Origin of the sequence: Sphingomonas vulcanisoli, from assembly GCF_011761305.1 — a bacterium.
Lineage (GTDB): Bacteria > Pseudomonadota > Alphaproteobacteria > Sphingomonadales > Sphingomonadaceae > Sphingomonas_I > Sphingomonas_I vulcanisoli.
The window spans coordinates 34952-47528 of record NZ_JAAOZC010000011.1; the positions used below are offsets into that span (position 1 = coordinate 34952).

Genomic DNA, 12577 nt, shown 5'->3' on the forward strand with positions numbered 1-12577 from the left:
CGCGCTTTTTCGGAAGCTCGCCTCGAATTATGGCCAGCACCAACGAGTCTGAAATCGTCTTGGATCTCTCGCGGCTGCTTTCACGCGTTCTCCATGCGACACCCACTGGCGTAGACCGTTGCGAAATGGCCTATGCGCGTGGGCTGTTGAACCAGAGCGCCGAACGGCTGAGTTTCGCTGCTGTCCACCCGACCGGTCTCTACGGCCGCTTGGAAGGAAATGCTGTTCGGCGCTTTCTTGATGCGACGGAGGAACGGTGGCACAATCGAGACGTCAGATCGAAAACAGAAGCGCGGAAATTTGCGGCGAAGAATCTGGTGGCATTGTTCCCTCGTAAAATCGCGCGCGACAACTCACGATCTAGACCGATTTACGTTCAGGCGTCGCCAAATAACCTTACCCGCCCAAACCTCGTCGCACGCATACTCCGCCAAGAGGATGCGCGTTTCGTTTGTCTCGTACATGATCTTATACCATTGCAATTTCCCGAGTATGCCCGGGAAGGCGGAGCGGAAGATCATGAAATTCGCGTACGTACGATCGTGCGGCATGCTGAAGGCCTGGTTTGCAACTCTCACGCGACCCTTGGCGCTCTGCAGCCATGGTTCGACCGGCTTAATCGCAGCCCAACTGCGGTCGTCGCCAATTTAGGCACGCATGTTCCAAGTCTTTCGGCTGCTGCAGATCGGAATGGCAGGCCCTATTTCATCTGCATCGGCACCATCGAACCTCGCAAGAATCACCTCTTGCTTCTCCACCTGTGGCGCAAGATGTCGGAAATGCGGGGGCCTGAAAATATTCCCAAGCTGATCATTGTCGGAAGGCGTGGTTGGGAAAATGAACAAGTGGTCGATATGCTGGAACGTTGCGTGATCCTGAAGGGGTGTGTCGAAGAATATGGTCGAGCGGGCGACCAAGAGCTCCAATCGTTACTGGCGGGCGCAAGGGCTTTGCTTATGCCTTCTTTTGCGGAAGGCTACGGCATGCCCGTCAGCGAGGCGATGGCGTTGAACGTGCCGGTCGTGTGCAGCGACCTGCCCGCCTTGCACGAGGCGGGCAGCAGCATTCCGCAATATCTGGATCCGCTCGATGGGGCGGCGTGGTTACAAGCAATCGACGATCTGTGCTCGGAAAGGTCCAGTCTCGCGGCTATCCAGGCGCAGGCGCGGCTATCGTGGTCGCCCCCAGCATGGGACGAACATATCGCCATTCTTCTTAATTTGATCCATAGGCTCCATCCATGACGGCGTTCACTCCGACCCAGGTGCCCTCCAGAAACAATCTATGGACGGGCTTCGTCGTCCAGTGTCGTGTGATTGGCGCGCTGATCTTGCGCGAATTGCATACCCGATACGGTCGCGAGAATATCGGATACCTCTGGCTGGTCGCCGAGCCGATGCTGTTGGCCAGCGTTATCGGATCACTCCATATGACCGGGCACACCGAATATGGCAGCGACATTCACCCATTGCCGTTCACCATCGTCGGCTACACGACCTTTATTCAGTTTCGCGGCATCGTGAACCGCAGCGAAGGCGCGGTCGAAGCAAATGCGCCGCTGCTGTACCATCGAATGGTTTCGATCTTCGATATCGTGATGTCTCGCGCCTTGATCGAAGCAGCGGGATGTCTGATCGCTTATCTTCTATTAATGACGTTCTTGATCGGCATAGGATTGGCCAATTTCCCGGCTCGCCCGATATATTACATGCTCGCCCTCTTGTTCATGTTTTGGGTTTCGCTGATCCACTCCCTGATCATTGCTGCCATCTCTCACGAGAATCGAACAGTTGGACGCCTAGTTCACCCTTATACGTATTTTATGATTCCGCTCTCGGGAGCTTTTTTTCAGATGTCGTGGATATCCGAACCATATCGAAGTTGGCTTGGATGGTTCCCGCTCACTCATATTCTGGAAATGGCTCGATATGGCCAGTTTCACTCTGCCAACCTCAAGTATGTGAATATCGGCTATCTAACCGCGGTCTGTCTTGTCGGCACATGGGTTGGACTTACGGCCGTGAAGCTTCTTCGAAATAGGATACATTTGTCGTGATCGGGACTCCTGAACAACCCCAGCTATCCTTCGGAGCAACGACGCGATGAACATGCACGGCGCTTTCACGACGATAGGCGATTCGACGAAACCAGACGAGTCGCGTTGGGCGAAGATCAAAGACCGGCTGGTCCGCTACCGCTTGTTTCTTATCGTAGTCGTGGCGCCGCTGTTGGTCGCCGCATTCTATCTCTACGCTATTGCTTCCGACCAGTATGAGTCTGAAGCGCATTTCTTGGTACGCACGGTTGAGACGAAATCCGCTCCTGCGAGCGGCGGGTTAGGCCAAATTCTCAGTATGGCCACCGGCTCTTCATCCGCGCAATCGGAGACCATGAGCGTCGCTGATTTTCTCACGTCGCACGACGTGGTAAAAACACTGCGCTCGGAAGATCAACTCGTCGAGCGTTTCCGCCGCTCGGATATCGACCTGTTCGATAGATTGTCGTCAGACAATCCTACGCCGGAAAAGCTTCTTAGCTTTTATCGTAAATATGTGTCGGTGCAGTTCGATACCGATACTGGTATTACAGAGCTCAAGGTCCGAAGCTTTTCACCCCAGGACTCGTACGAACTCATTCAAAAACTGCTGACGCTTGGGGAGCAGCACGTCAATATGCTTAACCAGCGCAGTTATAATGACTCGGTTCTGACAGCGCAGCGGCAGCTCGCTGAGGCGGAAGTCGCTTTAGCGGTTTCTCAGGAACGCATTAGCAACTTTCGCGCCGCTAAGGCTGACATCGATCCAACTGCCTCTGGTCAGGCTCAGATCACGATGGTCGCAAGTCTGTCACAGCAACTTGCTGCTGCACGCGCGCAATTGACGGCCATGGGCGGGCTCATCAACCCCGCAAGCCCGCAATACCGGGCCACGGCAGCTCATGTCGCGGCCCTTTCCACTCAGGTTGCTCTTCAAAACAACAAGCTGGCCGGCAGTGGCCAGACCATCGCAAGCGATGTTAGCGGCTATGAGGATCTCAAATTGCGTCAGCAGTTCGCCGCAAAGCGCTACGAGTCGGCGGCCGCCAGCCTTCAGGACGCCCGCGAGCAAGCCCGCCGACAGCAGCTTTATCTGGTGCGCGTGGTCGCGGCCAATGAACCGGTGAAATCCACATATCCAAAGCGCCTGCGTTGGTTGGGTACGGCGTTGGTGGCGCTTTTGCTGCTCTATGCTATCATCTGGCTGCTGATTGCCGGTGTGCGGGAACACGCTGCCTGATTCATCCCGCTTGCCCTTGGAAGGGAACGCTCCTCTCCGCCGCAACACCGTTCACCGGAAAACTGAATGACTTCGTTATCGCTGGCCAGTTTTGACGACTACCTGCCGCAGTTGCTGTCGGGAACAGCATCGAGCTTGGATCTGGGACCTGAGCGCGAGACAATCCAGCGTCCGCCGGCCTTTGTCATTGGCACCTTACCGCTCGAGATCAGCTATTCCCTTTACGCAGAAACGCATACCGGGCCGATCCGCCTGTATACGCTTAAGGACGGCCGGATGACGGCTGATGGCATCATCATTCACGGCGAAACCGTGCTTTTCAGCTGGCAGTTCAACCATCCAGATTACCATGTCCGCGATGTTGTTCATCGCCATCTTGGCGGAGCGCTGAGCCTGCCAGTGCGGCGCATCGAAACCCGCGCGGTCATGCTCTCTGGACCAGGCTATACGGTTTACGGTCACTGGTTGATCGATATCCTACCTCGACTTTGGGTTTTAAGGGCTGCGGGTTTCGACCTGAAGCAAATGAATTTCATCGTACCTTTCGATCGGCCTGATTTTGCTGTCCGACTTTTGGAGTTGTTTGGGATCAATGAGGCTCAGCTCATCCCTTATGATGATAAGCGCGAAATACTGGAGGTGGCGGAGCTCATTCTGCCTACCAATCTGCGGCGTGGCAGCCGACTGGACCCGCTCATGCGGCAGGTCCGCCAGTTTTTCCTCGAAAGCGCGGAGAGTGCATTGAATCAGGCAAGTCCGGTCGAGGACTGTCCACGGGTATTCATCTCCCGCCAAAACGCCGATCCTTCACGTACGCTGATCAATCGGTCACGCATCGAAGAATTGGCTCAGCACGCTGGATATAAGATCGTTGCCCCCGAAAGCCTGTCGATCGTCGAACAAATACAGCTGTTTCAGGGCGCCGACTCTGTCGTGGGCGAATATGGGTCCGGTCTGCACAATGCGTTGTTTGCGGGGCCCGGAACCTCGATCTGCGCCATGCGGGGAAGCTCGATCCACCCCGGATTTATCCAATCCTCTATCGCTGATATCTGCGATCAATCTATAGGCTATGTTCTCGGCCCGACCGATATCGGTGCGATCGACCAATCCTTTGAGATTTCGGACGGTGCATTGGGTGGCGCCCTTCATTGCATGTCGCTACTTCGCAGCGACTCCCGCGGATAGCCGCAATGGCGTCAAAAAGTTTGCCCGGCATTTGCGGCTGTGGTGAACCACCGTTTCGAGGTGTGTTTTCGACGGGTGAATGATGACAAGTTTACTGGACGATACCCTTTGGATCGACCTCCCAGCGGCTGAGGCGCGTATCGAAGAGCTCGGCAAGCTTCCGGGATGCGAAAAGCTCGCACGGCATTTGACCGATTTTTATCGAGACGGCTTCCTCGTTCTTGAGAACGCTGTCAGCGAGGCTGCGATCGAAGCCTATTTAGGTGACTTCGATCGCGCCGCGCAATCCGAGCATAGCATAATGGTATCCTACGGTCGGGATGTGTTCCCGATTGCAGGGCAGGATCTACGCAAACCATTGCTCAAGGTGCTCGACACACATGTTAAGATTCCCTCGGCCCTAGATCTGGCATTGGCCCCTGACATCGTTGAGGTGCTACGCATCCTTTTCGAGGGCACCCCGCTTGCCTTTCAAAGCCTGCATTTCGAAGTAGGATCGACGCAAGCGATTCATCAGGATACCGCATATGTGGTCGTCGATAGGCCCCGAAGAATTGCCGCAGCGTGGATTGCGCTGGAAGATATTAAGCCAGGAACGGGAGAATTGATTTACTATCCGGGAAGCCATCGTCTCGGGGAGTTCCTTTATCCTGGAAACAAAAAGCATTGGAATCCTGCGACGGATGGCGAGGATGTCCACAATGACCATCTGCGATGGTTGCACGAAACAGCTAAGGCTAAAGACGTCGCATTAGCTTCGTTTCTTCCCAAAAAGGGTGATGTGCTAATCTGGCACGCAGATCTCGCGCATGGCGGCAGCGAAATCCTGGATATGTCCGCGACGCGCCGGAGTCTCGTAGTTCATTATACGCCTTCTGTAGCGACACCGCACTATTTTAACCACATTCCGGCTGAGCGAAGGAAGAAGGTGGCGGTACATGACGGATATATTTCATCAATGTACTACGACTTCTGACGATTCTTGAAGGGACGTCGGACGGCGATTTCATGTTTCGGACCGACCGCACCAGGGCTATCGCCCTCTTTCATGTCAACTCGTCGAGATAATTCGACGGCGCGCCGACCTGCACCTCAATATCAGGCTTTCCACCTGCAAGTGATCGGCCTTATGCCGAAACGGCGTGAACACCCCATGGTGGAGACCTGAGTTGAACCGGGACAGAACCCAAATGGTGGAAGAATCCTCGGCGTCCGATAGGCCTGAAGGTGATCCAAAGGTTCAGCGCGAAATCAATGCGCTTCGTGAGGATGTGGCGGTCATCCGTCAGGCCCTAATGGGGCGTTCGGAAGATCGCTCGCGCACAGTTTTGCATATGGAAGCTTTGAAAGGCAAAGTTGCCGCCTTTTTCGATCAAGTGGCGCTCGACCAAGATACGCTTAAAAATGCCATGATCGGTACAGAACGCGCTTTGGCGCAATGCCAGATTCAGATCGAGCAGTCCGTCGCTCAAGGTGAGCGGTTGGCGACCGCCGTAGGCGAAGCAACCCGTGAGTTTCGCGAGCGCTCGGTAGCCACGGAAGCTGAGATCGCGCGCATTCATCATTTGATGGAGACGCGCGTCGCAGCACTCGAAACGGAAATTTTGCGGCAAGGCCAAACACTTGAAACGTGCGAAAATTCATTCCGCCGCTTGCGAGAAAAGGCAGGTTTCTTCCGGTATCGGCTGCTGAAGCGCGGTTCGCGGGAATGAACGCCGAACGCCTTTTTGAGGCTTTACTTTCTAGCGAACTGTTCGAACAAGAATTTTACCAGGAGGCCGTTGGGCGCGTTTTCTCGACGCGGGCGGAAGCTGCTCGTCACTATTTGGACGTGGGCCAGCAGATCGACATCGAGCCATCGCCACATTTCGACAGCGGATATTACAAGGGAGCTAACCCCGACATAGTCGCTGCCGGCTTGAACCCGTTTCAGCACTTTCTGCTACATGGACTGGGGGAGGGGCGACGTGCGATTCTGTCACGCTCCCCTCGCGCGGTACGACCGACTGCCCCCGCCGCGTCGCAGTGGGAAGCCACGAAAGGGCGGTTCGTCCGAGGCCTTAGTTCACCTCTGGCCGCGCAAGATGACGATCGCTCCGTGGACGTTGTTATCCCCGCCTACCGCGGCTTTGATGATACGCTCGCCTGCATAGAGTCCGTATGCCAAAGTACCAACGTCACGCCATATCGCCTGATCGTGATCGACGACTGCGGGCCTGATCCTGCTCTTTCAGACGCACTCGAAAAGCTCGCGACCTCGGGTATCATCATGCTCATTCGCAACGCGACCAATCTCGGGTTCGTCGGCACCGCGAATTTGGGAATCGCATTGAGCGGAAACCGTGACGTCATCCTGCTGAATTCCGATACTGTCGTGTATGGCAACTGGATCGATCGCCTGCGCCGCCACGCTTACGCAAAAGGGCCCGTCGCGACGGTTACACCGCTGTCGAACAATGCAACGATCTGCAGCTATCCATATTTCTGCGAATCAAACAATCAGAAACTTGAGATAGACTTTGAGACGGTCGATACATTAGCCTGTACCGTCAATCATGGCCTAAGCACAGTCGTACCGACTGGTGTCGGCTTTTGCTTCTATATGAGAAGGGCCGCCGTCGACGATATCGGTGTATTTAACCAGGATCTTTTTAAAAAAGGATATGGTGAGGAGAACGACTATTGCATGCGTGCGGCAGATGCAGGCTGGATTAATCTGGCAGCTCTCGACATCTTCGTAAGGCACACGGGAGAAGTCTCCTTCGGTGGGGATGCCGGCGCTGGAAAGAAAAAGGCTTACGAACGCCTTACTGCCGCACACCCCCGATACGAAACGCTGGTGGGTGAATGCTTACGACGTGATCCGCTCAGACCAGGACGGGAAGCGATCGACATTGCCCGCTTCGCTCGCACTGCTGTCGGTCGCCGAGGCGTTTTGATGGTCCAACACAGCTGGGGTGGCGGCGTCGATCGGCATGTCCAAGATCTTGCTAATTTGATCGCGTCGGACGGCGTTCCCGCTCTGGTGTCCACAATGGACAAGACCAGCAATACGCATCCTATCTGTCACGGGACGAGCGATGATTACCCGAACCTCCCTTCCATATCATGGTTCGATGAAGCGCGGTCGGTAGAACTTCTCGAGGCACTCGGCATCGGCATAGTGCACATCCATTCGCTCGTCGGCAGCGCCTTGCCGGAAATTCGCCAAATGCTCCGAGTTCTGCAGTCTGCCAACATCGCCTGTGTCTTTACGATCCATGATTACGCCCCGGTTTGTCCAAGATTGAACCTGATCGATTGGTCAGGATCGTTCTGTAACAATAGCGATATTGACTATTGCAGAGTATGTTTGGACAGAACTTCCTCGCTATTCGGCGTGGTGGATATCGACGACTGGCTGGAAACATACCGTTTACTGATGGAGAGCGCCCAACTCTTGATGGTTCCGCATCAGGACGTGGCGAACAGACTCCGCGATCGGTTCGATCTGCCATATCCTTTCCGCGTAAAGCAGCACGCATCACCGAAAGACGCGCAGCCGGTGGTCATAAAAAGGACCGGATCGCTTGATCGATCGGTCGGCATTATCGGCGCCATAGGCCCCCACAAAGGTTCGGCGATCGTCCAACACCTTTGCACGGACGCGATCCAGCGCGGGCTACCAATCCGATACACTGTGTTTGGCTATGTCGATTTTAACGCCCAACTGTACCGAAATTTGACGGTAACCGGTCGATATCGGGAACGGGAGTTGCCCTACCTCATCGAAAAAACGCCGGTGGATCTTGCGCTGTTACCGTCGCTTTGGCCCGAAACTTTCTGTTATGCGCTGGACTACGCATTCGACCACAGGATTTTCCCGATCGTTTTCGATATGGGCGCCCAAGCCACGCGAGTGAGGGATGTGGGTTTTGGCGCGGTTCTGCCGCTTGATGCCATGTTCAACCCCTCAGCCATCAATGACTTCATCATGAACATTGACCTAGACACAAGAGCAAGCCCCAAGGAGGAGCCACAACGGCGCTGGATATCAGCGCAATCTTATTATGAGGGGCTCATCAGCTGAAGGCATCGCGAGGCCCAGCCAATCGATATCGGCCGCGGAACCCCGAAAGATGGTGTAGTCCGGTGATCAAGCGATAAACGCAGGACTTCCTTCCGAGCCACGCGACGCGGTGAACTGTGCGCCTGCCTCTTGAAAGGCAGCCCAGATTTTTTCCCGCGTCTCGTTCGTCCGGTTAAGTTTTTCCCGTCGAAGCTGGCCGTTGGGACCAACCAAGATCATCTGATAATGGGTTGGACTATGCTTTTTGTCGGAATCAAAATAGGCAAAGAATCGGTCCTGTTTGACCGTCGCGATCTCGGCATCGAGCCCGTCCAGACTGCCAAGAATTGCGAGTAGCTGACGCGTCATCGCATCGACACGAACCTGGGCGGCACTCATATCATGCAACCGCAGGCTCATTTCGATAGCCGCGAGGCAACCGATACCGACCGCCACGCCATGGGGCAGCCCATAATCGCTGCAGCTTTCCAGCGCGTGCCCGAAACTGTGACCGAAGTTCAGCAACAGACGCTCGCCGCGATCGAACTCATCCGTTTCAACAAACCATTTCTTCGATCCCAGGCTCAGCTCGGTTATTGCCGTAGCATCTCCCAGCATAGGACCTCCATCCAGGGCAAGATATTGATCGAATTCACGATTGCCTTTTGCGAAACAGATCTTCGCGGCTTCGGAACGACCGGCGGCGATATGCTCAGTCGGCAACGTGCCCAGCACGTCCGTCGGAATGATCACAGCCTGGGGCGGATAGAAAGTGCCAATAAGGTTTTTGAAATCGCCGACGTTGATCGAGCTTTTGCCGCCAATGCAGCTGTCGACCATCCCCAACAATGTGGTGGGAGCATAAGTCCATCGTGCGCCCCGCATATAGACAGACGCGATGAAGCAGGAAATATCCTGGATGATCCCTCCACCGATCGCCAGGATCATGCCTGAACGCGTCAAACCGGCTTGGCGGCATTTCTCGATCACCGGACCGAGCTGCGCGAATTCTTTTGTCGTTTCCAGCGCTTGCAAAAATAAGGTCGGACAAGGAGCGTCTCGCAACCTTTCAGCGAAGAACGCATCCGCCAAAATGATCGATGGCTTCACGTGGCTGATGATCTCACGCAGCCCGCCATCTGCGATCTGGACAGGATGCGAGCCCGTGGACGAAATGATGTCAAACAAGTCGCGCATGTCTAAACCCCAGATCGACGGCAACGAATTGCCCTGTGATGCTCGTATTGGCGGGCGAACAAAGAAAAGCCACCGTCGCCGCTACATCCTCGACACGCGGCAAACGGTTAAAGGGCGTTGATCCCTTAACCTGAGCGATTTGCGCCGAGCTAAGATTCTTGTGCGTCATCGGCGTATCGAGCGCCCCAGGCAAAACGGCGTTGACCATTATGTCCCGCTCGGCCAGATCCAGCGAGGCGGACAGCACTAGCCCCTGCACCGCCGCCTTACTCATCATGTAAGATAGCTTGTTACGGCGGCCGACGGTCTGCCACACCGAACTAACGATGCACAGCCGCGCGCCATCGGCGATCAGATCCGCGGCCAGAAGCTCGTGGAGCGTTACCGCGATATAATGGCAATTCGCCTTGTACAGCTCGAGCGAACGATCTGCGTCAAAATCCTCCAAGCTGTCGTTAGCATTCGCGCCCTGCGCCCAGACGACGGTTTTGAGTGGGGCGGACACAATAGCGTTCAGCGGGCGGGAATTCGGACCAAAGGGGTCATAGCTGGTGCAGCCTTCTCCACCCGATCGCGAGATACGCAGCACGGGCTCGGCGGCATTTTCAAGAACCGCCGCGCAGGCAGCGCCGATCTGGCCGCTCGCCCCAAACACGAGCGAAACTGAATCATAAACATTCCTCGATACATTGCACATGGCGTCGGCCGTCACCCGAGGGAGCGAGCAAACGTACGCCCGTCGTGCGCTATCGCGCGCCCTTCCTTCTTGCCCATTGCCAGCCAGTGGAGAAAGCCGTTCGCCCAAACGCCCACGCGTACGGCGTTCCCGACATCGGCGTTGACCACGAGGTATTCCGCCTCACTGAATTGTCGGCTCGGATTATAACCCAGCATCGCTCCTTCGGCCATATAATGTTCGGCGCCACTGCGATACAGGCCATTGCCACAAGCCCGCCTCGCGTCGGGATGGCTGGCGAGATAGAATTCCTCATCGAATTCGGCGCAAGGGTCATAACCACGTTGACCTCCGAACCGCATGTAATGTTCGAAACCGGTTTCTACCTCCCCGCTTGAAAGCGCATGTGTCGCGTCGGTATAGGTCGCTAGATACCAATGCTCGTCGAAAACTGGGCAGAAGGGCAGGCCGCTGGGAATCGCGATGGTGACAACCTTTTCGAGTGTCGGCGGCCCGGGCCGGCTTTCGAGTTGACCGTTGTTATGCCTGAACCAGGGAAGGCTAATCAGCGGTGAAGGAACGATATTGTTGCGAACGTTCCCGATCCAGAAATCAATAAGCCCCTCGGCGCCATTAGCCGTGCGCGCGGCACGCGCTTCCGGGCTTGCGCGCATTAGATATTCCGGCGCGATGATCCAATCCGCAGCAGCCACTATAGCAGGGGGCATGACCGACTTGTCGAATTTTTGCAGGCGTTTCGCCGTCCGCTTCTTTGCGTCGGAATTTCCTACCAGCCCCAGGATACGCGCCTCAAGAACCTGCCGCGATCCTGCGACCAGCCGATCTGGATAATGTTCACCTGTCTGCAGCGGTTCGGACACTGAGGTTGCGGTGGCAGCGTGTTCAGCTATCCACTGCGTGCCTCGCCGCGATATCCGATATCCGTCGAGCTCACCCTCTTCGATCGTGCCAATGAGATCCGGCGACAATGCACCTCGTAATTGAACGATCGTCTCGCGCGCATAGTTATTCAAGGTTTCAATGAACTCGGTATACGTTTCGGTCGGAAGAGCTGCCATAGTGGAAAAGAAGGTTTCGTTGCTCTTGTCTGCGGGCAGCGCCAATGGGCGGAGCAATAAACCGATTTGTCGCAGTCGATTCCACGTTAAAACTAGTCTTGTCGAGCTTGTTGCTGCTAGCGCGTTAAGTACTATGTCGACTTCGCGATCAGTAAAGACTTGATCATTTAAACGACTGTCCAGCCATAGAGTTATCTGATCGCACATATAGGATGTAATAAGATCGCCCAAAAGAATCCGATTTGTTGGTGTCACCTCCCAGATTTTACCGACGTCCAAGTCGCAAGCCTCAATCAAGCGCGCAAGTCCGATAGTCCACGAGTACATTCTCTGCTTTCCAGAGGAAGCACTAACAAACGATATCTTATCTAGCGCAAGACCCTCGTCGTCATAGACGTTTACAATTGGCTGTGGAACAAAGATTGTCTTTTTGCTTCCAAACGCCTGCATATAAACAGCTGAGTGTGAGTATATCTCAGACTTTTCAATTATCGATAACAAATCAATAGCACGGACTGGCTCTATCTCAAATATCGCAGATGAAATACTTGTAAGCAGCCCAAGAAAGCCTATAGTTTCGATGAGATCTCGCAGAGTTAGATCGTCATTATCACTCAGCTGTCGACCGGTTTCTTGCGGAATATAATAATAATGGCGCATGTTTCCAAGCGTATCAAACAGAGATACGTTGAGCAATGCGAAAGCCGGTGCTCTGGTTTTCAATAAGTTTATAATAAACTTGATGCCGCTGTCTGATACGTGATCATCGTCGGATATAGTCCAAGCATACTTGCCGCGACATACGCCGACCGCCGTAAATATATTCTTTTCAGCGGAGCCGAAGTGAGTTGGCTGCGTATAAAGACGCACGAACGGCCAACGAGCCGCCAAATTAGTAACAGTTTCAGCGGTATCATCATTCGATGCGTTGTCGGCAATAACAATCTCTACGCCTTCCAAATCATCGCGCTCAATTTGATGTGCAAGACTGGTGACAAGCGATTTGACAAATCGCGCCCGATTGTAGCTCGGGATCAGAATAGAAAGAAAAGGCTGCGAACTGGGCATTTCTATTCCTTGGTCGTATCGCCGCTGACTACCATTGAACGCGCGC

10 protein-coding genes are annotated in these 12577 nt (G+C 54.7%); 7 read left to right on the forward strand and 3 right to left on the reverse strand.

All coding sequences use genetic code 11. The annotated features are described in order from the left end of the window. Nucleotides 1-29 precede the first annotated feature (29 nt). The 7 genes from FHS31_RS15150 (at nt 30) to FHS31_RS15180 (ending at nt 8532) form a co-directional block, all read left to right on the forward strand. A complete protein-coding gene (locus FHS31_RS15150) occupies nt 30-1244 on the forward strand; it encodes a glycosyltransferase family 4 protein (RefSeq protein ID WP_167075064.1) in 1215 nt (404 codons plus the stop codon). Then, entirely contained in the window at nt 1241-2056 is an 816-nt protein-coding gene (locus tag FHS31_RS15155) for an ABC transporter permease (protein WP_167075066.1), read from the forward strand. The genes FHS31_RS15150 and FHS31_RS15155 overlap by 4 nt, the downstream gene beginning before the upstream one ends. A 46-nt stretch (nt 2057-2102) precedes the next feature. Continuing rightward, the gene (locus tag FHS31_RS15160) at nt 2103-3275 is read left to right on the forward strand and encodes a KpsE/RkpR family capsule polysaccharide export protein (RefSeq protein WP_167075068.1); all 1173 of its coding nucleotides are present in this window, start codon (nt 2103-2105) and stop codon (nt 3273-3275) included. Nucleotides 3276-3341: 66 nt separating this feature from the next. Next, entirely contained in the window at nt 3342-4463 is a 1122-nt protein-coding gene (locus FHS31_RS15165) for a glycosyltransferase family 61 protein (protein ID WP_167075070.1), read from the forward strand. Between the two features lie 79 nt (nt 4464-4542). Further along, nucleotides 4543-5439 (forward strand): phytanoyl-CoA dioxygenase family protein, encoded by an 897-nt coding sequence (locus tag FHS31_RS15170; RefSeq protein WP_167075072.1) that lies wholly within the window; start codon nt 4543-4545, stop codon nt 5437-5439. A gap of 214 nt (nt 5440-5653) precedes the next feature. Beyond that, nucleotides 5654-6175 carry a hypothetical protein gene (locus FHS31_RS15175; RefSeq protein ID WP_167075074.1) on the forward strand — a complete coding sequence of 174 codons (522 nt, stop codon included), beginning with the start codon at nt 5654-5656 and terminating at the stop codon, nt 6173-6175. Continuing rightward, the gene (locus FHS31_RS15180; protein ID WP_167075076.1) at nt 6172-8532 is read left to right on the forward strand and encodes a glycosyltransferase; all 2361 of its coding nucleotides are present in this window, start codon (nt 6172-6174) and stop codon (nt 8530-8532) included. The genes FHS31_RS15175 and FHS31_RS15180 overlap by 4 nt, the downstream gene beginning before the upstream one ends. 66 nt (nt 8533-8598) lie before the next feature. On the opposite strand, the gene FHS31_RS15185 is transcribed toward FHS31_RS15180, so the two are convergent. From FHS31_RS15185 to FHS31_RS15195, 3 genes are read right to left on the reverse strand one after another with little or no spacing between them, the layout of a single operon-like run. Next, nucleotides 8599-9708 (reverse strand): 3-dehydroquinate synthase, encoded by a 1110-nt coding sequence (locus tag FHS31_RS15185; RefSeq protein ID WP_167075078.1) that lies wholly within the window; start codon nt 9706-9708, stop codon nt 8599-8601. After that, a complete protein-coding gene (locus FHS31_RS15190; protein WP_208408761.1) occupies nt 9692-10420 on the reverse strand; it encodes an SDR family oxidoreductase in 729 nt (242 codons plus the stop codon). Before FHS31_RS15190 ends, FHS31_RS15185 begins: the two co-directional genes overlap by 17 nt. Then, nucleotides 10417-12531 carry a glycosyltransferase family 2 protein gene (locus FHS31_RS15195; protein WP_167075080.1) on the reverse strand — a complete coding sequence of 705 codons (2115 nt, stop codon included), beginning with the start codon at nt 12529-12531 and terminating at the stop codon, nt 10417-10419. Before FHS31_RS15195 ends, FHS31_RS15190 begins: the two co-directional genes overlap by 4 nt. Between the last annotated feature and the right edge of the window lie 46 nt (nt 12532-12577).

Excerpts from the sequence above, each read along its gene's own strand:
- FHS31_RS15150 (WP_167075064.1), top strand. The coding sequence starts at position 30 with ATGGCCAGCACCAACGAGTCTGAAATCGTCTTGGATCTCTCGCGGCTG.
- FHS31_RS15155 (WP_167075066.1), top strand. The coding sequence starts at position 1,241 with ATGACGGCGTTCACTCCGACCCAGGTGCCCTCCAGAAACAATCTATGG.
- FHS31_RS15160 (WP_167075068.1), top strand. The coding sequence starts at position 2,103 with ATGAACATGCACGGCGCTTTCACGACGATAGGCGATTCGACGAAACCA.
- FHS31_RS15165 (WP_167075070.1), top strand. The coding sequence starts at position 3,342 with ATGACTTCGTTATCGCTGGCCAGTTTTGACGACTACCTGCCGCAGTTG.
- FHS31_RS15170 (WP_167075072.1), top strand. The coding sequence starts at position 4,543 with ATGATGACAAGTTTACTGGACGATACCCTTTGGATCGACCTCCCAGCG.
- FHS31_RS15175 (WP_167075074.1), top strand. The coding sequence starts at position 5,654 with ATGGTGGAAGAATCCTCGGCGTCCGATAGGCCTGAAGGTGATCCAAAG.
- FHS31_RS15180 (WP_167075076.1), top strand. The coding sequence starts at position 6,172 with ATGAACGCCGAACGCCTTTTTGAGGCTTTACTTTCTAGCGAACTGTTC.
- FHS31_RS15185 (WP_167075078.1), bottom strand. The coding sequence starts at position 9,708 with ATGCGCGACTTGTTTGACATCATTTCGTCCACGGGCTCGCATCCTGTC.
- FHS31_RS15195 (WP_167075080.1), bottom strand. The coding sequence starts at position 12,531 with ATGCCCAGTTCGCAGCCTTTTCTTTCTATTCTGATCCCGAGCTACAAT.